Annotated in this window: 23 protein-coding genes; 22 read left to right on the top strand and 1 reads right to left on the bottom strand. The window is 49.3% G+C overall.

From position 1 onward, the window contains the following. Window positions 1-189 precede the first annotated feature (189 nt). The 10 genes from T360_RS0103885 (at window position 190) to T360_RS16625 (ending at window position 13,979) form a co-directional block, all read left to right on the top strand. The gene (locus T360_RS0103885) at window positions 190-552 is read left to right on the top strand and encodes a BlaI/MecI/CopY family transcriptional regulator (protein ID WP_028911625.1); all 363 of its coding nucleotides are present in this window, start codon (window positions 190-192) and stop codon (window positions 550-552) included. After that, window positions 545-2,392: a TonB family protein gene (locus T360_RS14590; RefSeq protein WP_051523347.1), complete on the top strand. Its 1,848-nt coding sequence runs from the start codon at window positions 545-547 to the stop codon at window positions 2,390-2,392. Before T360_RS0103885 ends, T360_RS14590 begins: the two co-directional genes overlap by 8 nt. 12 nt (window positions 2,393-2,404) lie before the next feature. Next, window positions 2,405-3,508, top strand: coding sequence for a lipopolysaccharide assembly protein LapB (locus tag T360_RS14585; RefSeq protein ID WP_155949376.1), 1,104 nt, complete (start codon window positions 2,405-2,407; stop codon window positions 3,506-3,508). A gap of 70 nt (window positions 3,509-3,578) precedes the next feature. Next, a complete protein-coding gene (locus T360_RS0103870; protein ID WP_028911623.1) occupies window positions 3,579-4,433 on the top strand; it encodes a hypothetical protein in 855 nt (284 codons plus the stop codon). Continuing rightward, window positions 4,430-4,855, top strand: coding sequence for a S24/S26 family peptidase (locus T360_RS0103865; protein WP_028911622.1), 426 nt, complete (start codon window positions 4,430-4,432; stop codon window positions 4,853-4,855). Before T360_RS0103870 ends, T360_RS0103865 begins: the two co-directional genes overlap by 4 nt. 35 nt (window positions 4,856-4,890) lie before the next feature. After that, window positions 4,891-5,160: a PqqD family protein gene (locus tag T360_RS0103860; protein ID WP_028911621.1), complete on the top strand. Its 270-nt coding sequence runs from the start codon at window positions 4,891-4,893 to the stop codon at window positions 5,158-5,160. Between the two features lie 9 nt (window positions 5,161-5,169). Next, window positions 5,170-6,759: an ABC transporter ATP-binding protein gene (locus T360_RS14580; RefSeq protein ID WP_051523344.1), complete on the top strand. Its 1,590-nt coding sequence runs from the start codon at window positions 5,170-5,172 to the stop codon at window positions 6,757-6,759. 20 nt (window positions 6,760-6,779) lie between these two features. Continuing rightward, window positions 6,780-7,862 (top strand): helix-turn-helix domain-containing protein, encoded by a 1,083-nt coding sequence (locus tag T360_RS0103850; protein ID WP_231488073.1) that lies wholly within the window; start codon window positions 6,780-6,782, stop codon window positions 7,860-7,862. 209 nt (window positions 7,863-8,071) lie between these two features. Then, window positions 8,072-13,852 carry a leucine-rich repeat protein gene (locus T360_RS15665; protein WP_051523342.1) on the top strand — a complete coding sequence of 1,927 codons (5,781 nt, stop codon included), beginning with the start codon at window positions 8,072-8,074 and terminating at the stop codon, window positions 13,850-13,852. A 4-nt stretch (window positions 13,853-13,856) separates the two neighbouring features. Then, the gene (locus tag T360_RS16625) at window positions 13,857-13,979 is read left to right on the top strand and encodes a hypothetical protein (protein ID WP_255326903.1); all 123 of its coding nucleotides are present in this window, start codon (window positions 13,857-13,859) and stop codon (window positions 13,977-13,979) included. 555 nt (window positions 13,980-14,534) lie between these two features. Here T360_RS16625 and T360_RS0103840 read toward each other — a convergent pair. Next, entirely contained in the window at window positions 14,535-15,617 is a 1,083-nt protein-coding gene (locus tag T360_RS0103840) for a helix-turn-helix transcriptional regulator (RefSeq protein WP_028911619.1), read from the bottom strand. 168 nt (window positions 15,618-15,785) lie between these two features. Between T360_RS0103840 and T360_RS0103835 the strand changes: the two genes are divergently transcribed. From T360_RS0103835 to rpsQ, 12 genes are all read left to right on the top strand, one after another. Further along, window positions 15,786-20,960, top strand: a complete 5,175-nt coding sequence (locus T360_RS0103835) for a carbohydrate-binding domain-containing protein (protein ID WP_155949375.1) — start codon at window positions 15,786-15,788, stop codon at window positions 20,958-20,960. A gap of 12 nt (window positions 20,961-20,972) precedes the next feature. Then, window positions 20,973-21,110, top strand: coding sequence for a hypothetical protein (locus tag T360_RS16340; protein WP_197019263.1), 138 nt, complete (start codon window positions 20,973-20,975; stop codon window positions 21,108-21,110). A 289-nt stretch (window positions 21,111-21,399) separates the two neighbouring features. Next, window positions 21,400-22,014 carry a 50S ribosomal protein L3 gene (rplC, locus tag T360_RS0103830; RefSeq protein WP_028911617.1) on the top strand — a complete coding sequence of 205 codons (615 nt, stop codon included), beginning with the start codon at window positions 21,400-21,402 and terminating at the stop codon, window positions 22,012-22,014. Between the two features lies 1 nt (window position 22,015). After that, window positions 22,016-22,645: a 50S ribosomal protein L4 gene (rplD, locus tag T360_RS0103825; protein ID WP_028911616.1), complete on the top strand. Its 630-nt coding sequence runs from the start codon at window positions 22,016-22,018 to the stop codon at window positions 22,643-22,645. Window positions 22,646-22,661: 16 nt separating this feature from the next. Continuing rightward, complete coding sequence (gene rplW / locus T360_RS0103820; protein WP_028911615.1) at window positions 22,662-23,009, top strand: 50S ribosomal protein L23; 348 nt, start codon at window positions 22,662-22,664, stop codon at window positions 23,007-23,009. 5 nt (window positions 23,010-23,014) lie between these two features. Then, the gene (gene rplB, locus T360_RS0103815; RefSeq protein WP_013064908.1) at window positions 23,015-23,842 is read left to right on the top strand and encodes a 50S ribosomal protein L2; all 828 of its coding nucleotides are present in this window, start codon (window positions 23,015-23,017) and stop codon (window positions 23,840-23,842) included. Window positions 23,843-23,863: 21 nt separating this feature from the next. Further along, on the top strand, window positions 23,864-24,130 hold the full coding sequence (rpsS, locus tag T360_RS0103810) for a 30S ribosomal protein S19 (RefSeq protein WP_013065476.1): 267 nt from the start codon (window positions 23,864-23,866) through the stop codon (window positions 24,128-24,130). 44 nt (window positions 24,131-24,174) lie between these two features. Next, on the top strand, window positions 24,175-24,582 hold the full coding sequence (rplV, locus tag T360_RS0103805) for a 50S ribosomal protein L22 (RefSeq protein ID WP_013064877.1): 408 nt from the start codon (window positions 24,175-24,177) through the stop codon (window positions 24,580-24,582). A gap of 2 nt (window positions 24,583-24,584) precedes the next feature. Continuing rightward, entirely contained in the window at window positions 24,585-25,307 is a 723-nt protein-coding gene (rpsC, locus tag T360_RS0103800; RefSeq protein ID WP_028911614.1) for a 30S ribosomal protein S3, read from the top strand. Window positions 25,308-25,332: 25 nt separating this feature from the next. Next, window positions 25,333-25,761 (top strand): 50S ribosomal protein L16, encoded by a 429-nt coding sequence (gene rplP, locus T360_RS0103795; protein WP_028911613.1) that lies wholly within the window; start codon window positions 25,333-25,335, stop codon window positions 25,759-25,761. 6 nt (window positions 25,762-25,767) lie between these two features. After that, the gene (gene rpmC / locus T360_RS0103790; protein WP_028911612.1) at window positions 25,768-25,962 is read left to right on the top strand and encodes a 50S ribosomal protein L29; all 195 of its coding nucleotides are present in this window, start codon (window positions 25,768-25,770) and stop codon (window positions 25,960-25,962) included. A gap of 2 nt (window positions 25,963-25,964) precedes the next feature. Then, window positions 25,965-26,231: a 30S ribosomal protein S17 gene (gene rpsQ, locus T360_RS0103785; RefSeq protein ID WP_013063072.1), complete on the top strand. Its 267-nt coding sequence runs from the start codon at window positions 25,965-25,967 to the stop codon at window positions 26,229-26,231. The last annotated feature ends 1 nt before the right edge of the window (window position 26,232 follow it).

The raw sequence follows: 26,232 nt of genomic DNA, 5'->3' as shown, positions 1-26,232 counted from the left end.
AGCAGCGTATCCACCAGGATGCGCTGTTTTTTTTGTTGCTAATCGTTAAATCATACATTAACTAATTAATTTAGTTTAAAAACTATATCTTTTAGTTGTATCTAACGAAAACTTTTAGTTACTTTGCACTCAGATATTGATAACGACGCGCAATTTGATTGATTAAACTTAAAGCAAACTGTAACGAAAATGAAAAAGTTGACTAACAAGGAAAAGGAGATAATGGATTTGTATTGGCAGCATGGACCTATGTTTGTCAAGGAGCTCTTGGAGTATTACTCTGAGCCACGTCCACACTTTAATACCCTGTCCACAATGGTGCGTATTCTTGAGAAGGAAGGCTTCCTTGATCATAAGCAGTTTGGCAATACCTACCAGTACTATCCCCTCATCACTGAGGCAGAGTATGGTAGAAAATCGATTGCAGGTGTTATCAAGAATTACTTCAATGACTCCTACCTTTCGGCAGTATCGTCTTTTGTAAAGGAAGAGAAGATCTCCCTTGATGAACTTAAAGAATTGATAGATCAAATAGAAAAGAGCAATGATTGAATTCCTGACCTACGACCTGAAAGTAGCTGCACTTTTGGCGGTATTTTATATGTTCTATCGCTTGATGCTGGCGCACGAAACCTTCCATCGTCTTAATCGCGTGGTACTTCTGCTCACAGCAGTAGCCTCGTTTGTACTTCCTTTGTGTGTTGTGACCATGCACGAAACGGTGACAATGTCAATGCCGATGGTGGATGATAGGACTTATGGTGTGCCTGCATCTGTTGCGGCTGATAACATCCCGCAAACTCCTTGGTGGCATACGGTTGCCATCCTTGTGTTTGCAATCGGTATGGTGGTTACTTTGGGGCATACTTTCTGGTCGTTGTTCAGGATAGTATCTCTTGTCAGAAAAAGCGAAAAACATCCGCAAGAAGATGGCACCATCATCTGCGTGACCGGTAACGCGGCACTGGCTCCATTCAGTTGGATGTGCTTTATAGTGATGAACCGCAGTGATTACGAAGAACAGAATGCTGCGATTCTGACGCATGAACGAGGTCATATACGTCTTCACCACTCGTGGGACTTGCTCCTCGTTGACACTCTCACCGCCCTCCAATGGTTTAATCCCGCCATCTGGATGCTGCGTAGCGACTTGCGCGCTATTCATGAATACGAGGCCGACGGTGCAGTACTCTCTCAAGGGATCAATGCGCGTCAATATCAATACCTGTTAATCACAAAAGCCGCGAGCATTGGCGGGTACTCCCTTGCTAACGGTATCAGTCATAGTACCCTTAAAAACCGAATTAATATGATGTTACATAAAAAGTCTAACCCAGCCCGCATGTGGAAGCTTCTGATGCTGGCTCCGATAGTAGCCGTAGCGCTTGCCGTTAATGCCGAGACCGTCACCGATGTTGTGTATGTGCAGGACGAATCATCCAATGCTATCGTGACTAATAGTCAGGAGCAGATAGCCACCTTGGTAGAGGAATTAAAAAAGGAAACCGTCACGGTGACTTCTGACGAAAAACAGAAATTTGTGGCTCAAGGAATCATTTACGATTATAGTGAGGACAATCCAACACCTATCGTGGGCGCAGTTGTAGTGATTGCAGGTACTAAAGTAGGTACTGTCACAGATAAGGAAGGAAAGTTCAAGTTGGAGGTTTCAAGTGGTGATAAACTTACTGTATCTTATGTAGGTTACGAATCAACAACTTTTGCTGTTAGTAAGGCAGTATCAGAGAAGGGAAATCCTTACAAGATTGGTTTGCTGAAGGAAAGTGCTGACTCCAAAAATAGACCTTTCGATGTGGTGGAGGAGATGCCTCAGTATCCCGGCGGCTCAGCCAAGTTGTTCGAGTATCTGGCAAAGTCTGTAAAATATCCTGCTGATGCCGAGAAGGCTGGCGTGCAAGGTCGTGTCATAATTAACTTTGTGGTAGAGAAAAATGGTGCGATTTCTGATGCTCGTGTATTGAAGAGCGTGTATCCTTCGCTCGATGCCGAGGGACTGCGTATTGTCAATAGTATGCCACACTGGATTCCTGGCAAACAGAATGGTAAGGCTGTTCGTGTCAAGTACATTGTCCCAATAACTTTCGCTCTTCATGGTTCTTCTAGTGTTGCAAAAGCTGGTGATGGCGAAAAAGTTGAGGGTGCAAACGCGATTAGTGAATTGGTAGTAGTTGGTTACGGACAGAATGCCGACGCTGCATCTGCTAATCGACCCTTGGTGGTTGTTGATGGCAAGACTGTGGAATATGCAAATATGAAGTCGATCGATCCAAAAACCATCGACCATATGGAAATATTGAAAGATAAGTCTGCCACCGATAAGTATGGCGAAAAAGGCAAGAACGGTGTGATACTTATTACTACAAAGAAATAATTCTCTCTCTTTATGATGAAAATAGTATTAACTATTGTATCCCTCGTCCTCCTGGCGGTTCAATCCGTCAGGGGCGAGGGTCTTGATTCACTTACCATCTGCCTGCAGGCTGGCGACAGTTGCATGCAGCAGTATAATACTTTCGAGGCGCTGAAACACTATCAGAAGGCTTATGCCCTGAGTGATACGTTGATAACCCGTACCAAACTGGCTGATTGCTATTACAAACGTGCCAACTATCGACAGGCAGCCGAACTGCTGAAGAATATCCCCGAGGATAGTCTTTCGCACGAAGCCTTCCGACAGTTGGCGTTCAGCTATCAGAAACAGGGTGACAACGACTCTTTTGTCTTTTGGGCTCAGCAGTTGGTTGCACGTTTCCCTATGGATGGTGAGGTGGTGGCTGGATTGACGCTTGGCTATACCAAAGCAAGTCAACCTGATAAAGGCATTATCTGTGGTTTGAAATACACACTCAAGGATTCTACTAATATAATGGTTAACAGGGCTTTAGCCGATGCCTGGTTTGTGAGTCGTAATTTCACTGCTGCTGGTATGATGTACGAGCGTTTAATGGAACAGGGCGATTCTACGTTCAATACCCTCTATTCAGCTGGCATGAGCTATTCGCAGTTGGAAGATCTGGATCGTTCTTATAAGTATCTGCTGAAGGCCTTCCTCCTAAGTGGCATGCAGCATGCAGGTTGCGCTTATCGTTTGGGTGTGGTCTGTGTTGATCAGCATAGTTATGACGAAGGATTGGGCTATCTGCATTTGGCCGAAGAACTTATGCTACCTGATACAACCGTCATGAAGGCTGTGACTCTCTCCGAGGGCGAAGCTTATTATCTCACTAAACAGTATGATAAGGCTGTAGAGGCATGGAAGCGTCATCTTACGTATAATCCTGGTTCTGTAGCCACATATTATAATATCGCCAGCGCTTATTATTACTTCTTGCCAGATGGTCAGCAGGCTAAGACTTATCTCGAAAAGTTCCTGCAAGTAGCCCGTCAAGAAGAAAAACCAACACAGCAGCTGAAGGATATGATGGACAAGGCTGCAGAGTTGCTCCGAACCACTAATTTCGGACCTTCGAAGAAGGTAAAGCGTTGACTGCATGATAATTTACAAAAAAATGCTGGTTGTCTATGTCTAATTCGTAAAAAGTTTGTAACTTTGCAGTATGATAGCGACAAACTTTTATGATGTGGCTGGACATCGGTTTTCTGTTAGTGGCGAGGATGAATACGTGGTGCTGATGGAAAACTATGCGCCTTTTGCTTGTGAAGAAGGTGAGACTGTGTTTTCGTTAAGTATTGCTCGTGGAGAAAAACCTGCCTGTTCAGAAGAACTGAGGCAGGAAGACGAGGGGCAAGTTATCATCTGTGGACATACCGATAATGGGGATGCTGTTTTTGAATTTGACTGGTGGGGAGCAACTGCTGGATGGCTTGTTTGTACTGCCGACTATCGTGTGGGACGACTTGTCATCACCGGTGAACATACAAAGATGGCTATCGACAATGCGCTGATGATTATGTTTGCCTTGGCAACGGCCGATAAACGCACAGTGCTGTTCCATGCGGCTATCGTGAGCTATCAGAATAAGGGATATATGTTCCTGGGCCCCAGTGGTACGGGCAAGAGTACGCATGCCAGGTTATGGCTGCAGTATATTAAAGGGACAGCATTGGTAAACGACGATAACCCGGTGGTACGTATCGGTGAGGATGGTATCGCAACGGTTTACGGCTCGCCCTGGAGCGGCAAAACACCTTGCTATCGTAACGTGAGCTATCCCTTGGGTGGCATTGTGATGCTCAGTCAGGCACCTTACAACAAAATACAACGCTTGGGCGGACTGCAGGCCTATGCAGCCCTGGTGCCCAGCATCAGTGGCAAGCGTTGGGACGCACGTATAGCCGACGGCCTGCATGCTACCGAGAATACCCTGGCCATGCAAGTACCCATGTGGCACCTGGAGTGCCTGCCCGATGAAGCAGCTGCCCTGCTTTGTAACCAAACCATTGCAGTATGAATGATCGCTATATCATAGAAGAGGCCATCCGACTGGTGGATGAGGGCGTGAGTGTGACGCTGCCTGTTGATGGTCGCAGTATGCTGCCGTTTATCATCGGCGGTCGTGAGAGCGTCGTTCTGCAGAAGCCCGATAAGTTAAAAGTGGGCGATATTGTTCTAGCTTGGGCGGATAATACCAAATATGTGGTGCACAGGATTATACTTTTTGATGGCGACTGCGTCATATTGATGGGCGACGGTAATTTGGTTGGCATCGAGCATTGTTCTTTGGCTGATGTAAAGGCTAAGGCCACCCATGTGGTTGATTCGCGAGAGAAGTTGCATGACCTATACACTCCATGGCGCTGCTGTGCTGGCCGGCTGTGGTGGCATCTGCGACCCATCCGACGATACCTGTTGGCCATTTATAGGAGAATGTAAAAATGTAAGAATGTAAAAATGTAAAAATTAGAAAAATGAGAATAAAGAAAGGATTTGTGCTGCGCCAGGTATGCGGTGAGAATGTGATAGTAGGTGAAGGACTGGGTGCTGTCAACTTTGGGAAGTTGTTGGCACTGAACGAAACGGCTGCTTGGCTTTGGGGACAAGCGCAAGATCTGAGCGACTTTACCATAGACCAGTTGGTTGAGAAACTTTGTGATGAGTACGAAGTGACAACCGAGGAGGCTAAAGCCGATGTGACAGCCATCGTCAACGAGTGGCAGCAAGTTGGTGTCATTGAGTAGTATTGTTCAATGAAGTATGTAGCTTGGCTTTGGCATTATAGCCATGGTGTTCGCAGTACAGCAGTGGTGCGTATCATGGCTGGAGTAGGGCAGGTGGTGTTCGGCCTACTGATGGTGTGGCTAAGTCGCAGATTCATTGATGAAACCATCCGTAAAGGGACAGCCGATGATGTACTGTATATGGTTGGCTGTCTGCTACTTACAGTGGTGGGTGGTGTCGCACTGCGCCAACTGGGCTATTGGCTTACTACAACTGCTGATGTGAAACTTACCAATGCCTTACGTCTGCATATCTTCGGTAGTTTGTTCCGAAGACAGCTTTATGATGGAACCGAGTTGCATTCAGGTGATGTGTCGTCGCGTCTGGCCAAGGATATCGAACAGGTGAGCACCGTCTGTGCCGATACTGTACCACAGATGGTTATCACGATGTTGCAGTTGTGTGGCGCCTTCCTGCTGATGCGCTGGTTTGATGCCCGATTGGCATGGGCACTGTTGTTGCTCACGCCTTTGGCCATTATCTTCGGTAAACTGATAGCTCGCCGACTGCGCAAGATGACACTCGATATCCGCGAAGACGAGAGTAAGATTCAGATGCAGGTGCAGGAGAGTATGGAACACAATGCCGTGCTGCGCTCGTTAAACTCAGAGCAGTGGGTGACTGATCGTTTGGAGTCGATGCAGCAGCGCCTCAAGGGCAACGTCATGCGCCGTATGCGTTTCACTGTGGCCATGCGTATCATCATGGGCTGTGTGTTCGGTCTGGGCTATCTGCTGGCCTTCGTATGGGGCGGCATCTGCCTGCGCAACGGCACCATCACCTTTGGTATCATGACCTCGTTCCTGCAGCTGGTAGGTATGATTCAGCACCCCATACTGCAACTGCTTAACATGGTACCCACGGTGATACACTGCACAGCCAGCATCGATAGGTTAGAAGAACTGTCGGCGGCCAAGGAAAACGAAATCCGTGTATCTCCGTGTAAATCCGTGCCTAATAATATGGTTAGGTTTGATGATGTCAGCTTCCGCTACGCCAATGGCGACAGCGAGATATTACAGCATTTTTCGTATGTGTTTGCCCCTGGCACCAAGACGGCTATCATGGGGCAGACGGGTATTGGCAAAACCACCCTGTTCCGATTGATTCTCGGCTTTATCCAGCCCACCAGCGGACGGGTAGAGGTAGGTGGTAAAATCTGCTACGTGCCGCAGGGCAACACCCTGATGAGCGGCACCATCCGCTACAACCTGCAGTTGGCTAAGCCCGATGCCACCGACGACGAGCTGCGCCAGGTGCTGCACACCGCCTGTGCCGACTTTGTGTTCGACTTGCCCGACGGCCTTGATACCGAATTAGGCGAACGCGGTTGCGGCCTGAGCGAGGGTCAGTCGCAGCGCATAGCCATCGCCCGCGGCCTGTTGCATGGCGGCGATATCCTGCTGCTCGACGAGATCAGCAGCTCGCTCGACGAACCCACCGAACGCGAGCTCTACCAGCGCATTTTTACGGCTCACCCCCATAAAACCATGCTATTCATCACCCATCGCCCCACGGTGTGCCAACTGTGCGACGACTCCATCTTAACCCTCAGTTAAACGAACTAACAAAGAAAAAAATGACGATAGAAAACTATTATTACGGACTGGCGGCACTCATGTACCTTACCACCTGCTGGATGTTTGCTGCAGTGCGCTGGTTCCACACTTGTAAACAACCCAAGAGCACCCACCGCTACATCTGGCCCGACCGCAAGCTGCAGTGCCTGCTTTACAGCTGCGCCTCGGTGCTGCTGCCCTACGTTATTAACCCCACCGATGCGTCGGCATGGCTGCTCATCAAGAGTTACTTCCCCGCCACCTATTATTTCTACTGCGGCGTGCTGCTGCTGTGCTTTGCCGGCACCGTCAAGCAGTGGAGCCAGTGGAAAGGCATCAGCTGGGTGGCTGCCATCATCGTTATCGGCACCATGCTGGTGCCCGTGCTTAACGCTTGGCTACCCACCGGCATTCTCAGCGCCGACGGTCTGCGAATCTGGCAGTACGTGGTGCTGGCCGAGAGTATGGTGATGGTGGGCTATGTGGCACTGGCCATGTGGCAGGTAAAACACTGGATGGACGAGGCCCGCGATGCCAACTACTCTAACCCCGACGACTTCCCCGCCGATTACGCCAGTCGTGTATGGCTCTATCCTGTATTCCTCACGCCCCTGATATGGCCTGCCTACATACTCGATTCGCCTGCTGCCATGGCCATCCAGAATGTGCTGCTGGCAGTGTCTAACGTGTGTCTGCTCATCACCGTCATGCCCGTTTGGCGCCGCAAGGCCCTGCTTGTTACGCCCGAAACCGCCCACCTGCAGGAGTGCGACGAGCAGGAAGATGCCAATCACGACGATCTCATCGCCCAGACCGCTATCGAGATCGAGGCATACATCCGCGACCAGCAGGCCTATCTTAATCCTCACTTAAAGATCGACGATGTAGTAGAGCATTGCCAGCTGGGCCGTTCTTACGTCTCGCTCACGTTCAGCCGCTGCTTCACCTCGTTTGCCTACTATGTCAACAGCTTGCGCTTGGCGCACTTCGATCAGTACATGGCCGACCATCCTGATGAGACCAAGGAGTCAGCCGCCCTCGCATCAGGCTACGCGTCGTATAACTCCTATTACCGCGCCAAACAGAAAATGGAGCGCGCGTAACGAATATAGTGCAAAACAATAAAAAAGTCCGAGTTCATCGGACTTTTTTTGTGTGGATTCTTGCATGCTATGGACAATTTTCAATGTTTATTGTGCTAAAATGCAATCAATTTGCAGCGTATTGCAACATACATGTACAATTTTCAATGCCCCGTTTCATGGAAATAGTGTACCTTTGCGGGCATAAAATTACAAAACCGTAAATAGTTATGAATCAACTATCATCAATTACTCCTTTGGAGATTATTCTTATTGCCCTCGCAGCCGTGGGCATCTTTTTCTTTTTCCGGGCCTGCTGGCGCAACATCAAACGCAGCCGGCAGCACCTCGGTGTAGCCCTGCTCACCCTCATGATGACCCTCACCGCGCAAACGGCCACAGCCGCCGTGGGCGACGTGGTGGATAGCGGTACATGTGGTAAAAACCTCGCATGGACACTGACCGACAACGGCGGCACCGTCACGCTCAGCGACGGCGACTACTCCACTCTCACGCTGACCATCACCGGCACGGGAGCCATGTACGACTACACCAGCGACACCCGCCCGTGGGGTACAGCCGACAAAATCAGGTACCGCATCACGACGCTCAACCTGCCCGAGGGCATCACGCACATAGGAGACCATGCCTTCTACTTCACCAACTACTCTGGTCCGCTTGTCATCCCCTCAACGGTCAAGACCATCGGCGCGTTCGGCTTCTACGCCTTCTACGGCGCCACTTCGGTCACCATCCCCGCCAGCGTCACCAGCATAGGCGAAATGGGATTTTTGGGATATGGCGGCAAAGTTTCCTTCGCCGAGGGAAGCCTGCTCACCAGCATCGGCGCCAATGCTTTCGAAAATGTCGGCGGCAGTATCAACATGAAAAACTGCACCAAGCTTACGGCCATCACCGCTGAAAATGTTTTTATTTACTTTGAGAAGACCGTCACCTTCCCTCGCACGATGACCAGTGTCTGCAAAAACGCCTTCAAATATGGTTCTAAATCGCCCGCCGTCAGGATGGACTGCGACGGTCTCCTCACAGTGAACGGCTACGAAACAAAGGAATTCGTTGGGAAAGGATCGTACGACATCACCTCCTGCTTCCGCGTCTTGAATACTGGTAGCAGAGCCGTAACGATGAAACATATTAGCTTTAGCGACATGGGTGTGCTTACCCTCGACGAGAACATCACCGCTAGCGGCTCCACCGTAGAATACGACTCTAAGACTTACTACTACGGCACAGTTACCCTTGGTTACAGCGGCGTGGTGCCTACGGGCGGCATCGTAAAGTACGCCGTCAACGGTGATTACATCAGCGGCAATGAGTTTACTATCAGCGGCGACGCCGATGTTACCGCCATTGTGGTATATCCCTATGCCGACATCAGCGGACTCACCTATCACGGCAGCACTTTTGACATTCTCGGCAACACTTACGTCACATCCGGCAGCTACTACGAAATCAACGATGAGCAGGATCTCATTGATTTTGCCAACTACGTTAACGCGGGTAACACCTGTGCGGGGCTGACATTCAAACTGACCGCCGACCTCGACTTTACCAATATGCCCAAAGATTTGGAAAATGGCATGGGTAACTTCTTGCCCATTGGCTTTGGGCAACATCTTTTCGAAGGTCACTTTGACGGACAGAACCATAGTATTACCGGTTTGTACTTCAACGGTGTTTCCCCACGTGTAGGTCTGTTCTGTATAATTAAGAATTCCGGCATAGCCGTCGAAAATGTAACACTCGTCAATCCGAATATCACAGCAGGTCATTCAGTCGGCGGCATCGTTGGACGCATTACAAATGGTACCATAAGCAACTGTGCCATCGTAGGTGGTAGCATTACCGGTATAGATAATGTCGGCAGTATCGTAGGTGAAACTAAAAACACTACAGTAAGCGGCTGCTCAGTCATCGGCACAGCCATCACCGCTGGCAACCCCGTCGGCATCATCGCAGGTCCCAACGATGGTGGCCTCACCATCAGCAATTGCAACTATTACAATATTACTAACGGACTGTCTATATGTGGCAGCTCAAACCCATACACCGACGGTGGCGGCAACCAGCGAGTTTATCAGGTAACCCTCGGTGAGGGCATTACTGCTACCAGCCCTGCCTTCGCATACGGCAACAAGGCCTACTACGCAGAGAACGCCACCGTTACTCTGGGCAGCGCCCGCGATGGTTATGCCTTACTCGGTTATCAGAGCGATGACGTGACCATCAGCAACGGTACGTTTACTATGCCTGCCAGCGACGTTAGCATTAACGCTAACTGGGCCGAACCAAACGACTTCAGTGTAAATGCTGCTGGCGATGAATACACCATCAAGACCGCAGCAGGCTGGGGCGTGTTCTGCGACATGCTGGAAGGCGGCACTTCGTTCACCGGTAAGACCGTGTATCTGGACAAGGACATCAGCGTGACACGCATGGCGGGCAGCAGCAGCCATAAGTTCACCGGCTCGTTCAACGGACAAGGTAATACGCTGACCGTCGACTACACTGGCACATCCTACGTCGCACCCTTCCGCTACGTGGATGGCGCCACCATTCAGAACCTGCGTGTTGAAGGCACCATCAACAGCAGCGGCACTCGTGCTGCCGGAGTCATCGGTGAGACTGGGTCGACTGGGTCGACTGGCACGAGCCATATCACCAACTGCATGAGCAGCTCCACCATCAGTGGCAGCGACTATACAGGCGGCTTCAGTATCGGCGGAAACGTGGAGATAGAGGGCTGCGTGTTCAACGGCACCATCAACGGCAGCAGCCGGAGCGGTGGCTTCGTGGGTTACAGCCAAAGCACGCTCAAAATCACCAACTGCCTGTTTGCACCGCAGGATGGCTCCACTATCAGTGGCGGCACGTTCTACTATAACGGCGGCGGCGACATCACGCCTGTCAACTCGTATTACACTCAGGCTCTCGGCACGGCACAGGGCAAACAGGCCCGCAGCATCACGGCAGGTGAGAATGTAACCGTGGCAAATGCTGGCAATGCCACCGAATACACCGTCAGCGACATTACGGCCTATGGTACGGGTATTAAGTATGGTGGCGTGCTCTATGCAGGAGCCGACGAGGAAGTGAGTCTGACCCTTAGCCATACCGACCGCGATAACTATGCCTTTAATGGTTATACTGCCAGCACATGTACGCTCAGTGGCTCGGATAACCCCTATACGCTCACTATGCCCAATGCCGACGTGACTATCACCGGCAACTATCTCTCGACCCTTACCAGCGGTACTTGCGGAAAGACAAGCAGCGACAACGTGACATGGGAGTTGACAGGCGATGCCGACCATTACACACTTACTATCAGCGGTACGGGCGATATGGCGGATTATACGTTGGTTAAACAGCAACCCTGGAGATATTATGCTTCTTCGATTACGAGCGTTGTAGTTGGGAACGGTGTAATGAGCATCGGTGAGAACGCCTTCAATGGATGCAAATTATCATCAATCACTCTCCCAGAAGGTTTGACCACCATTAATGCAGCGGCTTTTGCCGACAACGGAACAACCATAGCGACTGTTTCTATTCCGCAGTCGGTTACTTCGATAGGTGATCATGCATTTGACGGAACAAGCGTTACACACTTCTACATCAATAACATACCAAGCAAGATTGCGATTAGCGCTAATACGCCATTCGTTGCATCAGGTACCACCTTCCATGTGTTTACTCAGATGCTGGATGTTTTCGCGAATGCCACAAACTGGTCAAATTACGCTGGTCACTTCCTGGATGACATAGATATCACCCATGTGGCATCTGTTGCTCTGGATAATGAGCGTATGATTGTGAAAACACTGGCTTCGGGCAGGCTGAATGCAACCATCAATCCTGCCGACGCTCGTGTTAAGGACGTCATGTTTACAAGTAGTAACGACATGATTTTCCGCATCACAGATGCTGCTACAGGCGAATTCCAAGCAGGTTCAATAGAGGGTGAAGCAACAATCACCTGTACGGCCATGGACGGTAGCGGAGAATATGCAACTTGTGTAGTTCGGGTTAATAAAAATCTTATTCCAGCAGAATCAGTTACACTCAATAAGTCAGAGAAAAGTATGAATGTTGGCGAAACATTCAAACTTACTGCTACTGTCAATCCAGGTAATGCCACGCACAAGAATTGTACCTGGCGTTCTTCTGATGAGAATGTCGCAACTGTAAGTAGTAACGGTATGGTTGCAGCCGTAGCGGCAGGTGTGGCAACTATCACAGCCATCTCAGGGGATGGTAATGCGCGTGCAAATTGCGTGTTAACCGTTAAGGCCCCCGTCACCACATCGTATGTTGATGCCGATGGCACATTGCACGAGAATGTAACTGCCATGCCGCTTGACAATAGCATGACGACACTGGCTGCGGGCTGGTATGTGGTGAACGAAGATGTAACCTTTACAAGCAAGATTACCCTCGATGGTGATGTGAATTTCATCCTGGGTGACGGCAAGACGATGACTGTGACGAACACGGGGACAGACCATGAGGACCGTGCCATCTACGGTAATGAGAAGACGCTACACATCTACGGACAGAGCCAGGGTACGGGCGCGCTGACGGCTACAGCTGTAGGAGGTGATGCTGCAATCTGTTTGGTGATTAATCAAAAAGCTACAAGTATGCTTGGCATCCACGGCGGTGTGGTATCGGCTTCGACAGAGTGCGCCAGTGGCAACGGAATCCTAGTGCAGTGCGAAACTGATGCCGGCGGCATCGTTATCGATGGCGGACAGGTGACGGCTTTGGGCAAAAAATACGGCATCTACTGCGAGGGCGGACACTTCGATATTATTGGAGGACAGGTGACGGCCACGGGCACAAATGGTTACGGATTAGTCATTTGTGACTGTAGTTTAAATCCCGGTGTGCTGACACTTGGCTACTCAAAGGCTACCGACTTTGTTAGCACCAACAGTATATACAACTACAGCGGCGAGAGTTTTGTCGGCGAGGTAAAGATTGCCGACGACCAGACGTTGGTTGACGGAAATGGAAACATCTGGAGCGGAACGCTCAGTAATGATGAGATCCAGAGCATCCGCAACCAGACACTGCGACCTGTTACGGGCGTGGCGCTGACGAAGGATGGTTCAGGCAACATCTCAGCCACATTCGATGGCACATTGCTTGAGACAGTGAACATCCCCGTGGGCGTGACGGTGAACAGCGTGACGTTGAACCGTACGTTCACTCCAGGCAAGGCTTCGACGGTGATGCTGCCGTTCGACTATACCTGCACTGGTAACGAGGGCGGCACGTTCTATAAGTTTGTAAGTATGGAGAAAGAAAATGACCAGTGGGTGGCCACCATGAAGGCAACGGGCGACGACACAAACAACGTTGGCACGCTGACCAAGAATACACCATACCTGTTCCTGCCGACAGCGACGGGCATCGCGTTCACCATTCCTAACGAGGGTGTGACACTCTGCACGGAGGGTGGCGGCAATTGCCAGACAGCGGATGCAGGCAGCCACTGGACGTTCAAGGGTACCAATTCGTATATTAAGTGGACTAGCAATACGGCGGATGCTGATTATACCCAAGAACGTGCCGATGAGATTGGTAAGGTTTACGGTTTTGCTGGTGTTCAGAAAGATGGCATAGATGTGGGCGACTTTGTGAAAGCTAAGAGCGGTGCCAAGATCCGTCCGATGACTTGCTATCTGATTTGGAACAGCACACCCAACCGTACGCGCGGCATGACTCGTGGCACCATTGACGAGCTGCCCAGTAGCATTGTGGTACGACTGCTGTCGAGTGTGGGTCCTGGTAATCAGGGCAACGACAATGGCAATCAGGGTAACGACGACAATGGTGGCACAACTGCCGTTGGTACGCTGGATACCGAAACGGATGAGATTGACTTTGGTGGCTGGTACGACATGAGCGGACGTAAACTCTCAGTCAAGCCCACTCAGAAAGGACTGTATATTCATAATGGTAAAAAGGTTATAATTAAGTAAGGATATGAAAAAGAAAGTATATATTAAACCATCTATGCACGTAGTAGAACTGCGCCATCAGGCCTGCCTACTTCAGGCAAGTTCAATACCACCCGATGGGGATGAATTTGATGATTGGTTTGGATAAAAAGAATTATCAATAGATACTACTGATATAAACAGCATGGCATAACTGTCTGATAACATCCAATCCTCTTGCAACTTTATAAATAGGTTGCAAGAGGATTCTTTTTTTTGTGTTCAATCAATTTAATATAAAAAAAGATGGGTTTTGTGATGGGACAAGTGGTTGAATATCAATAGCTTGGCTTGTTAATCTGATTGAAAGTGTGATTTAGTGCATTTATAATATGCAACATTTTTCTATTCAAAAATATTAATGTTATACATTTTCCTTTTTTGTAAACTAAAAGTTATATATATCTAATTCACTAAATCACATATTATGTGTAATGTGTTAAATATCAGTAAGTTAGGGGTGAATTTGTTTTTAATGGCGATTATGTTAGAAGCATATAGTTTGTTGGGATGGCACTTATGCCTTGCTCAGACGTAGCGAACCACTCGTTCGGATTATCTCTATACCCCTATAGGAATTATTTGAGCATCTGATAGAGATTATCTGGATGACACATGCGGATTATCTGAACAACCCATGCCTTACCCCGGCTTGATGGCAGGATTATTGAAAATTGGCGGGGGTGGTGCCGGTGACTTGGCGGAAGGTGCGGTGGAAATACTCGCGACTGCTGAATCCGCAGTAATCGGCCACAGTCTCTGTAGACCATTCGGGGTGCTCTTTCAGCACCCTTTTGGCTTCGTTAATGCGCAGCGTGGTTACCAGGCCGGCCAGCTTGCCGTATTCCGACTGCCGCAGCCACTCCTGCAACTGGCGTTGCGGCAAGCCCATCTGTCGGGCCACAATGGCAATCGTCAGGTTGTGCTCGCGGTAAGCCTCGCTGGCTTTCCACTTTTCTACAGCCTGGGTGATGGCAGGATCGATACTCCCCTCGCTTTTTGGAGAGGGGCTGGGGGAGAGGCTCGCTTCTTCCACCCTTGTGATATTCTCGCTGATGCCATAGCTGTACAGGCTGATGGTGCTGTAGGCGATGGCAAAGAAGTAGGCGATAGAGAACAGTACCAGCGGGGCGCCCTTAAGGAATAGCACCACCGGCACGAAGATGGCCAGTACGGCCATGGTGCGCATGCTCCATCCCATCCAGCCGAACAGGTCGCGGCGGCTGCGGTCGTAGTATTCGTCAACGGCCTGCTTCAGTCGTAAGTAGGTGGTGTACTGGTGCTTGAAAATGTAGATCTGCATCACCACGTAGAGCACGGTGCCCGCGTATTCGGTCATGCGCAGCAGGGGCGATTCCTGGGCGAATGGCACCCCATCCAGCAGTACTACACCTATTAATATGATAGGTACCAGCGCGCAGATGCCGCCAGCCGTAAGCCACTGTCGACGGCCGATGCGCCCCTGACGTTGAACGTAGAGCACGGCCATGCTGCACAGCAGCGATGCGGGGGTGAAAAACAGCAGATTGCAACACACGGCCTGGGTGACACCCATCTGCCTGAATCCGAAGATGTGCTGCAGCAGGAACTGCACGGCAATAAGGCCCGTGCCGGCCGCCATCATCCATCGCGCGCGGGCAAAGCTGCTGCGATGGGCTGAGCGATTGGGGATGCATGCCGAGAGCATGGCCGACAACATTATCATTGTCAGCATGCCGCTTATCTGCATCTCGCCAATTGTAATCATGACGGCAAAGTTAAGAAAAAACTACGAACCACCAAACAAAAGTGTGAAAAAATAGGTGTTTTTTCACACCTAACCCCCGGTTTTTTCACACCAAGTGTGTTTTGTTCACACCAAGTACGGGAATTATTTCATAATTTCGCGCTCGAAAAAATTAACTTATTTATCTATATGACAAACTTAATCAATTACCTAAAGTTAACGATGCTGCTGGCAGCACTGGTAGTAGGCCAGAGAGCGTTGGCCGACAGTAAGTGGACTGTTACGAACGAAAACGGCGGCAGCAACACATTTACCATCAAGCGTAGCGAGACGGGCTACGCCCAGACTGTGCACTTCCGCACTATCAGCCTCAGTGCATACGCTGGGCAGCACTTCACAGCGGTTGACATGGACTATACCTTCCTCGATAACGAGGACGAGAAGATCGTCACCGTAACGGAGATGAACCCAAGCACCAATGCCTACAAGTACCAGACTGGTGCCTCGCGCAAGTACGGCTTTGAAGTCATCGACCGTGCCGGCTTCCGCTTAGCCTACGCAGAGCGCAGCAAGACGTGGGGTACTAGTGTGACCAGCAGCGGTGTGTTCGACATCAAGGATGTTACTATTCAGACCAGCGAGTACACAGCCAATGACGACGGCTATGATGCGAATGGCTACAAAAGTGTAGACGCTGACAAATATTGCACCAGCGGCACGCAGGCCTATCTTGGCTTCCTGAATGCCCAGCTGCGTATGACGTTGAGTTTCGATGCCAAGGAGAACGACGATGCCTATGAGTATCTGCAGATTCTGTTCGACGAGACCAGTAACTGCGACAATCGCAAAAATTGCAGCAACGGTGACCCTGGTAACATTAACTATTCAAACTACATGGCAGGCTTTGAAATGGATACCAAAAGCAAAGATGGCGAATATAAGAGCTATACCTTCCCTGTTGCTGAGGTAGACGTGAATGGCAGTGCCGCTGATCCATGGGGCTATGGAACAAAATACCCTCTTTCTAAGCAGAAGTTCAAGGACGGTTCGTGCGCCACTGATGATGGCAGGCTGATTGTTCCTACGAATTTCTCCACTCTTGTGCTTCGCCTCAATGCTTCAGGCAGCAGCGGCAGCGATGAGTGGGCCGTAAAGAATGTTGTAGCCCATATCCAGGCAATGGACGGCACCGCACCTACCGCCCTTGAATACAGCCTTGCTCCCGGAAGGCATTCCAAAGGCAATACGGTGTATGTCAGCGTGGCCTTCAGCGAGATTGTGACCGTATCGGGCACACCTACGCTGACTACCACTGCCGATAATAAATGGGGCAACCTGACGTATGTGGATGGCTCAGGCACCAACGTGCTCACCTTCAGCACCACCATCCCGCAGAATGCTACTGGCGACCTCAATATCACCGGCTTCAGTGGTACCATTACAGACATGGCAGGAAATGCCCCGTCGGCTATCAGCCACAGCAACCTCTGCACCCTCGATAACGACTTTGCCTACACCATCAACGACTTTCAGCAGGAAGGCGACAACTACCTTATTAAGACGCATGAAGACCTGATAGGTCTGGCCGGATACGTTAACGGCGGTGGAGTAACCGAAGGCAAAACTTTTCTGCAGGTGGCCGACATCACCTTCGCACACACCACCAACTGGAACGACGCCAACAGCACCGAGAACAACTATACCGCCATCGGCTATTACAAGGAAATATATGACCAAAAGAACTTTGAAGGCACCTACGACGGCGGTGGCCATACCATCAGTGGCATCCGCATCTATAGGGGCGGCGAAGGCAATATTGACGAGTGGCAGGGCATCTTTGGTGGTACTCATGGTAAGGCTACCATTCGTAATGTCAACCTTGCCAACACCCGCATTACTGGCTTCCATAATACCAGCGGCTTTGTCGGCTATAACTATGCCACCATCGAGGATTGTACCGTAGCTGCCAACGTCTGTATCCATGCATTAAATAATTGCAGTGGCCACGGTGGTATTGTAGGTAGCAACTTTGGAACTTTGAAACGTTGCATCAGCAGCGCCCGCCTCACCGTGAAGAGCGGCATTTCAGCCTGTACTCATTTCGGAGGTATTGCAGGTTATACCTACAGTAGTCACGAAATTACAGACTGCATTGCCGATGGTGCTGTCATCCCCAACGTCAAAGCCCGTGGTGCCATCGTCGGTCTCAATCAAGATAATGCAACACGCCTAACCCGCAACTACTACCATGGTTGTAAGGTGGCCAGCAACGACGTGACACCCTCAGGCGTAGGCCAGGGCACTGGAAGCAGTACTACCACCAGCGACGTGGACGGTGCTCAGCCTCTCTGGGCCGTCACTCTGCCGACTCATGCCTCAGTGGTGCGCACACCTGCCACCGATCCGCTGCCCGGCACTAACAATATGAACTACGACAACGGTGCTGATATCAACGGCGTGCCTTACGCTAAGGGTTCGTCGGTGGTCAACCTTTCTTACGATCCCGCTACAATCACCGAGGGTTATGATGTGCTGCTTTCTGTCAAGCAGACTTCAGGCAACACAGCTGTAGCGTACACCGATAATGGTAACCATACCTACACCATCGCCTCGATGCCTGCTGCCGACATCACCGTCAGCACCACCGAGATACCCGTCATTGCCTATGTCGATGCCGACGGCAACCCGCAGAGCCACGCCTGCACACCCATCGTGAACAGCAACTCTGATCAGAAGCTGGGCGCTGAAGGATGTACCAACTGGTACGTAGTGAGTGGCGAAGTGAGCACCGAGAGGCTCCAGTTTAAGGATGCCACCACCAACATCATTCTTTGCGACGGAGCCACCCTCTCCATCAGTCCTGGTCAGTCTAATAATGCTATCTGGTGCAGATATGGTTCTATCAACATCTTTGCTCAGAGCGGCGGCACGGGTGCCATTACCGTCACCACGGCATGCAGTCGTGGTATTTATGCCAACAATTCCATTGATATCAACGGTGGTGCGATTACGGTAAGCAATGCAGACAATATTGGAATCACTGCCTCCAATGGTGACGTAACTATCCGACGTGGCAACATTAATGTTCATGGTACAGAGAATGGCATACATGCGTCTCATAACGTCAACATTCAGGGTGGCATCGTCAATGCAACATGTAACTCTGGCGCTGGACGATATGGCATTAAAGCCACCAACAACGGCTTCCTTACCCTGGGCTGCAGCAGTCCTACTGACCGCATCTGCGCCAGCAGCTACTACGCCAAAAATAACAATGTACAGGTGGCCGACGGCCAGATACTTTCCGACGGCACTGCCACCTATAGCGGCAAGCTGACGAGCGACGAGATTGCTGAAATCGCCGGCAAAACGCTGTCGGCTGCCATTCCTTACATCGATGCCGACGGCACGACGAAGTACAAGGCCAGCCACGACCTGACGTTTATCACCACCAGCAAGACCAGCTATGGTAATGCAGCCAATACCGAAGGCTGGTACTGCGTGAATAGCGACGTGAACTTTAGCAGCACTGTCTCGTTCAGTGACCAGCAGGCCAACATCATCCTTTGCGACGGAGCGACGATGTCTGGCGCAGTCAGAGGCAGCAATAGAGCATTGAATGTAGGAAATGGTTCCTTAGCCATCTACGGTCAGTCTCTCGGTACAGGTACTCTCACAGTCAGCAGTACGAATTTTAGTGCTATTTCCGCAAAAACCAATATCGATATCAACGGTGGTATCATCAATGCCAAATCAATGAGCTCCACTGGTTTATATGCTGGTAATGGAAACATCACAATCCGCCGCGGAAACATTACGGCAAAGGGAGGTTCCGCAACCTATGGCATCATAGCAACCACTATCACCCTGGGCTGCCCCACAACTGCGGACCGCATCTATGCCAGCAGCTACAATGGCACAGTTACTATCGCCGAAGGCCAGACGCTTACCGATGGCTACTCTGCTAACACCTACACCGGTCCCCTCAATGATGATCAGAAGGCTGCCATTGCAGGCAAGACGATGATGAAGGCTTTGGGCGACGTCAGTTATATCGACGAGGACGGCCAAAAGCAGACCTGCAGCAATTACCAAATCCTCTCCGATGGTGTTTTTATCTCGGATAACATAATTGGCAAAACACTGCTGGACACCTGGTACGTAGCCAGCGGCAGCTATACTTTCAATTACTCTTATCTCGAAACTCGCGGACACGTACATGTTATATTATGCGACGGCGCCAACTTTACCGTCAACGGTAGTGGTAGCTATGGTATTTATGCCTTAAAAACCCTCAGCATCTACGGCCAGAGTCAGGGCACCGGCACGCTTACGGTCAATGCAGCTGATGAGAAGGGTAAGGCTTTGTATGTTGATAAAGGCGGCCTCGCTGTAAACGGTGGCGTGGTCAATGCGAATGGCGGCGAGTATGGCATCTATATCAACATAGGACATCTGGCAGCGAATGGTGGCACCATTAATGCTACCGGCACCACCAGCGATATCTACGCAGGTGTGAGAATCGAAAAGGTTAACGGAATCCTGACAGCCAAGTTTAGTGGCACATCGCTCGAAACGGTGAGCTTCCCCTGGGATGTTATGGTTTACGGCGTAACGCTTACGCGCAGCTTTACCGCGGGTAAGGCTTCTACCATCATGATGCCGTTTTATTATACCTGCAACGAGGCAGATGGCGGCGAGTTCTACGATTTTGTGGATGTAGTGAAGGATGAGAAAAACAATCAGTGGGTGGCTACCATGACGAAGGTTGACAAGCTTACGGCTAATACCCCGTATATGTTTATGCCTGCAAAGGACCTCAGCGGCATTACGTTTACCCTGCCCGAAAAGGTTGCGCTGAACACCACCGGGGGTGGCGAGTGCCGGAAGGCCGATAAGGGTAGCAACTGGACATTTAAGGGTACCTACTCGTATATGAAGTGGACCAGCGATACCGAGGATGCCGAATATACCAAAGAACGTGCCAATGAGATTGGTAAGGTTTACGGCTTTGCCGGCGTACAGAAAGACGGCATAGAACTGGGCGACTTTGTGAAGGCCAAGAGCGGTGCAAGAATCCGTCCGCTGACTTGCTACCTGATTTGGAACGACACACCCAACAAAACACGAGGCATCGACGAGGAGTTGCCCAGCAGCATTGTGGTTCGCCTGCTGTCGAACATAGGGCCTGGTAATCAGGGCAACGACGACAATGGTGGCACAACTGCCGTTGGTACGCTGGATACCGAAACGGGCGAGATTGACTTTGGTGGCTGGTACACTCTGAGCGGCCAAAAGCTTGATGTAAAGCCTACCCAGCGCGGCATCTATATTAATAATGGTAAAAAGGTAATGATTAAGTAAGGAAACAAACATATGAAAAAGAAAACTTATATTAAGCCAACTGTACAAGTGATAGTATTGCGCCATCAGGCAATGTTGTTACAGACCAGCCAAAATAAACAACGTAGTGCTCCTGAAGATGCTCTAGATTACGATGATTTCTTTGGCTGATATCAGGTCTTTTGCGGGTGAAAGGTATAAAAATTCTTAAAAGATACTATCAAACACTAACAATATTTGTGTATATTATATATTATTTGTACCTTTGCACCCGCAAAAGTGAGTATTGCGCTGGCCGTGGAGCTATCAATGCCCTGTAAAATAGCAACTTAGCCTCCGAAGACGGAGTGTCTTGAGTTCCTTTTTAAGTGGGTAATTTGTGTGCGCGGAAGTTGCGAGAACCACTTAAAAAGGAACATTTATTATATATTTTATAAACATTATTAATTTTTAAACTGAAATGCCAGGATTAATTGGAAGAAAAATCGGAATGACATCCGTTTTCAGTGCCGACGGTAAGAATGTACCGTGCACTGTTATCGAAGCTGGTCCTTGTGTTGTAACTCAGGTTAAGTCTGTTGAGAAGGATGGCTATGAGGCTGTTCAGCTCGCCTTCGGAGAGAAGAAGGAGAAGAATACTACCAAAGCAATGATGGGTATCTTCAAGAAGGCTAACACTACACCAAAGGCCCACTTGGCCGAGTTCAAGTTTGATACCGAGTTGAATCTCGGTGACACCGTTACAGTCGACATCTTTGCTGGTGCCGAGTTTGTTGACGTTGTAGGAACTTCAAAAGGTAAAGGTTTTCAGGGCGTTGTGAAGCGTCATGGTTTTGGTGGCGTAGGCCAGGCTACTCACGGTCAGGACGACCGTCTGCGTAAGCCAGGTTCTATCGGTGCTTGTTCTTATCCCGCCAAGGTATTCAAGGGAATGCGCATGGGCGGCCAGATGGGAGGCGATAGAGTTACTACTCAGAACCTCAAAGTGTTAAAGGTAATTCCAGAGCACAATCTTATCCTCGTTAAGGGTAGCTGCGCTGGTTATAATGGTTCAACTGTTTTAATTAACAAGTAAGATGGAAGTTAGCGTATTGAATATCAAAGGTCAGGAGACCGGACGTAAGGTAACTCTGAACGAGGCTATCTTCGGCATTGAACCAAATGACCACGTTCTCTACCTCGACGTAAAGCAGTATCTCGCTAACCAGCGTCAGGGTACAGCTAAGTCAAAGGAGAGAAGCGAGATTTCTGGTTCTACTCGTAAACTTGGACGTCAGAAAGGTGGTGGCGGTGCTCGTCATGGAGATATCAACTCACCTCTGCTGCGTGGTGGTGGTCGTGTATTCGGTCCTACACCTCGTGACTATGGCTTCAAGCTGAATAAGAAAGTTAAGGCTCTTGCTCGTAAGTCAGCTCTGTCTTACAAGGCTCAGGAGAATGCAATCGTTGTTGTAGAGGACTTCACAATGGATGCTCCTAAGACTAAGGAGTTCATCAACATTGCAAAGAACCTGAAGGTTGACGGCAAGAAGGCTCTCTTCGTAATGTCAGGTACTAATAACAATGTATATCTGTCGGCTCGCAATCTGCAGAATGCAGAGGTAATGGAGGCTTCACTGGTTAACACCTACAAGGTGCTGAACGCTGATACACTCGTTATCACTGAGAAGGCTCTGGAGACTATCGACGGTATCTTAAATAAGTAAAAGGAGGACTAAGGATATGGCATTTATCATTAAACCCCTGGTCACTGAGAAGATGACCAAGATTACAGACAAGTCTTCTGTAGAGAAAACTTATAAGGTAAAGGGCGAGGAACGTACCAAGAAGGCTGAGGCTAAGTATGGTTTCATCGTTCGTCCTGAGGCTAATAAGCTTGAGATTAAGAAAGAGGTTGAGGGTCTGTACAATGTTACAGTCATCGACGTGAACACTGTTCGTTATGCTGGTAAGCGTAGCTCACGCTACACCAAGGCTGGTCTGATCAAAGGTCAGAAGAACGCGTTCAAGAAGGCAATCGTTACTCTGAAAGAGGGCGATGTAATTGATTTTTATAGCAATATTGATTAATAAAAATGGCAGTACGTAAATTAAAGCCCGTTACTCCGGGTCAAAGACACAAGATTATTGGCACGTTCGAGGATATTACTGCATCCGTGCCAGAGAAGTCTCTCGTTTACGGTAAGCGTTCAACCGGTGGTCGAAACAACACCGGTAAGATGACTGTTCGCTACATGGGCGGTGGTCACAAGAAGAAGTATCGTCTGATCGACTTCAAGCGAGAGAAAGATGGTGTTCCAGCTGTAGTTAAGACAATCGAGTACGATCCAAACCGTTCGGCTCGTATCGCTCTGCTTTTCTACGCTGATGGTGAAAAACGTTATATCATTGCTCCTAATGGACTGCAGGTTGGTGCAACTCTGATGTCAGGTGCAGACGCAGTACCCGAAGTAGGTAATGCGCTTCCATTGGCCAACATCCCTGTTGGTACAGTGATCCACAACATCGAGATGCGTCCCGGACAGGGTGCCAAGCTCGTTCGTTCGGCTGGTAATTTCGCTCAGTTGACTTCTCGTGAGGGTAGCTATTGCGTAATTAAGCTCCCTTCAGGCGAGACTCGTCAGATTCTCTCAGCTTGTAAGGCTACTGTAGGTAGTGTAGGTAACTCAGACCACGCTCTTGAGGCATCGGGTAAGGCCGGTCGCTCTCGCTGGTTGGGTCAGCGTCCTCACAACCGTGGTGTTGTTATGAACCCACATGATCACCCAATGGGTGGTGGTGAAGGACGTCAGTCTGGAGGTCACCCACGTTCACGTAAGGGCTTGTACGCTAAGGGTCTTAAGACTCGTGCACCTAAGAAGCTTTCAAACAAGTACATTATTGAAAGAGCTAACAAGAAGTAAACAAGTTAATTAGAGTAAATTATGAGTCGTTCATTAAAGAAAGGTCCATACATCAACGTATCACTCGAGAAGAAGATTCTCGCTATGAATGAGAGTGGTAAGAAGAATGTCGTTAAGACATGGGCCAGAGCATCAATGATCTCACCCGATTTCGTGGGACACACTGTTGCAGTTCATAACGGTAACAAATTTATCCCTGTTTACGTTACAGAAAACATGGTTGGTCACAAGCTCGGAGAGTTTGCACCTACACGTCGTTTCGGTGGTCACGCCGGTAACAAGAAGTAATCCCAGGGAGAATTTAAGAATTTTAAAATTGAAGAATTAAAACAATGGGAGCAAGAAAACATATTAAGGCTGAAGAAAGAAAAGCAGCACTTAAGACACAGTATTTTGCAAAGCTGAATGGCTGCCCCTCTTCACCCCGCAAGATGCGCTATGTTGTGGACATGATCCGCGGCATGGAGGTTAATCGCGCACTGGGTGTACTCCGTTTCTCGAAGAAGGCAGCTGCAGCTAATGTAGAGAAACTCCTCCGCTCGGCTATCGCTAACTGGGAAGCCAAGAATGACCGCAAGGCTGAGGATGGTGAGCTGTTCATCACTCGCGTATTCGTTGACGAGGGTGTTACAATGAAGAGAATGAGACCTGCACCACAGGGTCGCGGCTATCGTATCCGCAAGCGTTCTAATCACGTGACTCTGTTTGTTGATGCTAAAACTAATGATGTAAAAGAATAAGTATGGGACAGAAAGTTAATCCAATTAGCAACCGTCTTGGTATCGTAAGAGGTTGGGATTCAAATTGGTTCGGAGGCAAGGACTTCGGAGATAACCTGGTAGAGGATCAGAAAATCCGTAAGTACCTGAACGAGCGTCTGGCTAAGGCTAGCGTATCGAAGATTGTCATCGAGCGTACATTGAAGCTGGTTACCATTACTATTTGCACAGCCCGTCCAGGTCTCGTCATTGGTAAAGGTGGACAAGATGTCGATAAACTGAAGGAAGAACTGAAGAAGCTCTACGATAAGGAGATTCAGATTAATATCTTCGAGGTAAAGCGTCCTGAGCTCGATGCCACGATTGTTGCTAACAACATCGCTCGCCAGGTAGAGGGCAAGATCGCTTATCGCCGTGCCATTAAGATGGCCATCCAGAACACTATGCGTGCTGGTGCTGAGGGTATTAAGGTTCAGATTTCAGGTCGTCTTAATGGAGCTGAAATCGCACGTAGCGAGATGCTGAAGGAGGGTCGTACTCCTCTGCACACCTATCGTGCTGACATTGACTACTGCCACGCTGAGGCACTCACTAAGGTTGGTATCCTGGGTATTAAGGTATGGATTTGCCGTGGTGAGATCTATGGTAACGTTGATCTCGCACCTAACTTCACACAGGAGAAGACTGGTGGCCGTTCAAACGGCGGTAATGGTCGTGACAGAAAGTTCCGTAATAAGAAGAAGTAATAACGATTAAAAGTAGAAACTTATTATGTTACAGCCCAAAAGAGTAAGATATAGAAGACCTCAGGATGGTCGTGGCAACAAAGGCAACGCCCACAGAGGAACAACACTGGCTTTCGGATCTTTCGGTATCAAGACATTGGATGCCAAATGGATCGACAGCCGTCAGATTGAGGCAGCCCGTGTTGCTATCAATCGTTATATGAACCGTGAAGGTCAGGTATGGATTCGCATCTTCCCTGATAAGCCAATCACTCGCAAGCCTGCTGACGTGCGAATGGGTAAAGGTAAGGGAGATCCCGCAGGATGGGTTTCACCTGTTACACCAGGCCGTATTCTCTTTGAAGTAGAGGGTGTTCCTTTCGACATCGCTAAAGAGGCTCTCCGCCTCGGCGCTCAGAAACTGCCCGTTAAGACTAAGTTTGTTGTAAGACGTGATTTCGATAAAAACGCTTAATTGAGTATGAAGATTAAAGAAGTAAAGGAGCTCGAGACCAAGGACTTGGTAGAGCGCATTGAGGCTGAGGTTGCTAAGTACAACCAGATGAAGTTGAACCACGCAATCACTCCACTTGAGAATCCATCTCAGATTAAGGCCGCTCGTCGCGATATCGCACGAATGAAATCAGAACTTCATCAGAGAGAACTTAATAAATAACAATGGTCCAGATGGAAACAAGAAATTTAAGAAAGACAAGACAGGGTGTCGTTATCAGCAACAAAATGGATAAAACCATTGTTATTGCAGCTAAGTTCAAGGAGAAGCACCCTATGTATGGTAAGTTTGTCCAGAAGACAAAGAAGTATCACGCACACGATGAGAATAACGAGTGCAATGTAGGTGATACAGTGCTCATTATGGAAACCCGTCCTCTGTCAAAGACAAAGAGATGGAGATTAGTTAACATCGTAGAAAAAGCTAAGTAAT

The sequence above is a fragment of the Prevotella sp. MA2016 genome (assembly GCF_000619825.1).
Lineage (GTDB): Bacteria > Bacteroidota > Bacteroidia > Bacteroidales > Bacteroidaceae > Prevotella.
This window is presented reverse-complemented; position numbering and strand designations above follow the sequence as displayed.

Bases quoted from the DNA above. Each gene is read 5' to 3' on its own strand.
- T360_RS0103885 (WP_028911625.1), top strand. From the start codon at position 190: ATGAAAAAGTTGACTAACAAGGAAAAGGAGATAATGGATTTGTATTGG.
- T360_RS14590 (WP_051523347.1), top strand. From the start codon at position 545: ATGATTGAATTCCTGACCTACGACCTGAAAGTAGCTGCACTTTTGGCG.
- T360_RS14585 (WP_155949376.1), top strand. From the start codon at position 2,405: ATGATGAAAATAGTATTAACTATTGTATCCCTCGTCCTCCTGGCGGTT.
- T360_RS0103870 (WP_028911623.1), top strand. From the start codon at position 3,579: ATGATAGCGACAAACTTTTATGATGTGGCTGGACATCGGTTTTCTGTT.
- T360_RS0103865 (WP_028911622.1), top strand. From the start codon at position 4,430: ATGAATGATCGCTATATCATAGAAGAGGCCATCCGACTGGTGGATGAG.
- T360_RS0103860 (WP_028911621.1), top strand. From the start codon at position 4,891: ATGAGAATAAAGAAAGGATTTGTGCTGCGCCAGGTATGCGGTGAGAAT.
- T360_RS14580 (WP_051523344.1), top strand. From the start codon at position 5,170: ATGAAGTATGTAGCTTGGCTTTGGCATTATAGCCATGGTGTTCGCAGT.
- T360_RS0103850 (WP_231488073.1), top strand. From the start codon at position 6,780: ATGACGATAGAAAACTATTATTACGGACTGGCGGCACTCATGTACCTT.
- T360_RS15665 (WP_051523342.1), top strand. From the start codon at position 8,072: ATGAATCAACTATCATCAATTACTCCTTTGGAGATTATTCTTATTGCC.
- T360_RS16625 (WP_255326903.1), top strand. From the start codon at position 13,857: ATGAAAAAGAAAGTATATATTAAACCATCTATGCACGTAGTAGAACTG.
- T360_RS0103840 (WP_028911619.1), bottom strand. From the start codon at position 15,617: ATGATTACAATTGGCGAGATGCAGATAAGCGGCATGCTGACAATGATA.
- T360_RS0103835 (WP_155949375.1), top strand. From the start codon at position 15,786: ATGACAAACTTAATCAATTACCTAAAGTTAACGATGCTGCTGGCAGCA.
- T360_RS16340 (WP_197019263.1), top strand. From the start codon at position 20,973: ATGAAAAAGAAAACTTATATTAAGCCAACTGTACAAGTGATAGTATTG.
- rplC (WP_028911617.1), top strand. From the start codon at position 21,400: ATGCCAGGATTAATTGGAAGAAAAATCGGAATGACATCCGTTTTCAGT.
- rplD (WP_028911616.1), top strand. From the start codon at position 22,016: ATGGAAGTTAGCGTATTGAATATCAAAGGTCAGGAGACCGGACGTAAG.
- rplW (WP_028911615.1), top strand. From the start codon at position 22,662: ATGGCATTTATCATTAAACCCCTGGTCACTGAGAAGATGACCAAGATT.
- rplB (WP_013064908.1), top strand. From the start codon at position 23,015: ATGGCAGTACGTAAATTAAAGCCCGTTACTCCGGGTCAAAGACACAAG.
- rpsS (WP_013065476.1), top strand. From the start codon at position 23,864: ATGAGTCGTTCATTAAAGAAAGGTCCATACATCAACGTATCACTCGAG.
- rplV (WP_013064877.1), top strand. From the start codon at position 24,175: ATGGGAGCAAGAAAACATATTAAGGCTGAAGAAAGAAAAGCAGCACTT.
- rpsC (WP_028911614.1), top strand. From the start codon at position 24,585: ATGGGACAGAAAGTTAATCCAATTAGCAACCGTCTTGGTATCGTAAGA.
- rplP (WP_028911613.1), top strand. From the start codon at position 25,333: ATGTTACAGCCCAAAAGAGTAAGATATAGAAGACCTCAGGATGGTCGT.
- rpmC (WP_028911612.1), top strand. From the start codon at position 25,768: ATGAAGATTAAAGAAGTAAAGGAGCTCGAGACCAAGGACTTGGTAGAG.
- rpsQ (WP_013063072.1), top strand. From the start codon at position 25,965: ATGGTCCAGATGGAAACAAGAAATTTAAGAAAGACAAGACAGGGTGTC.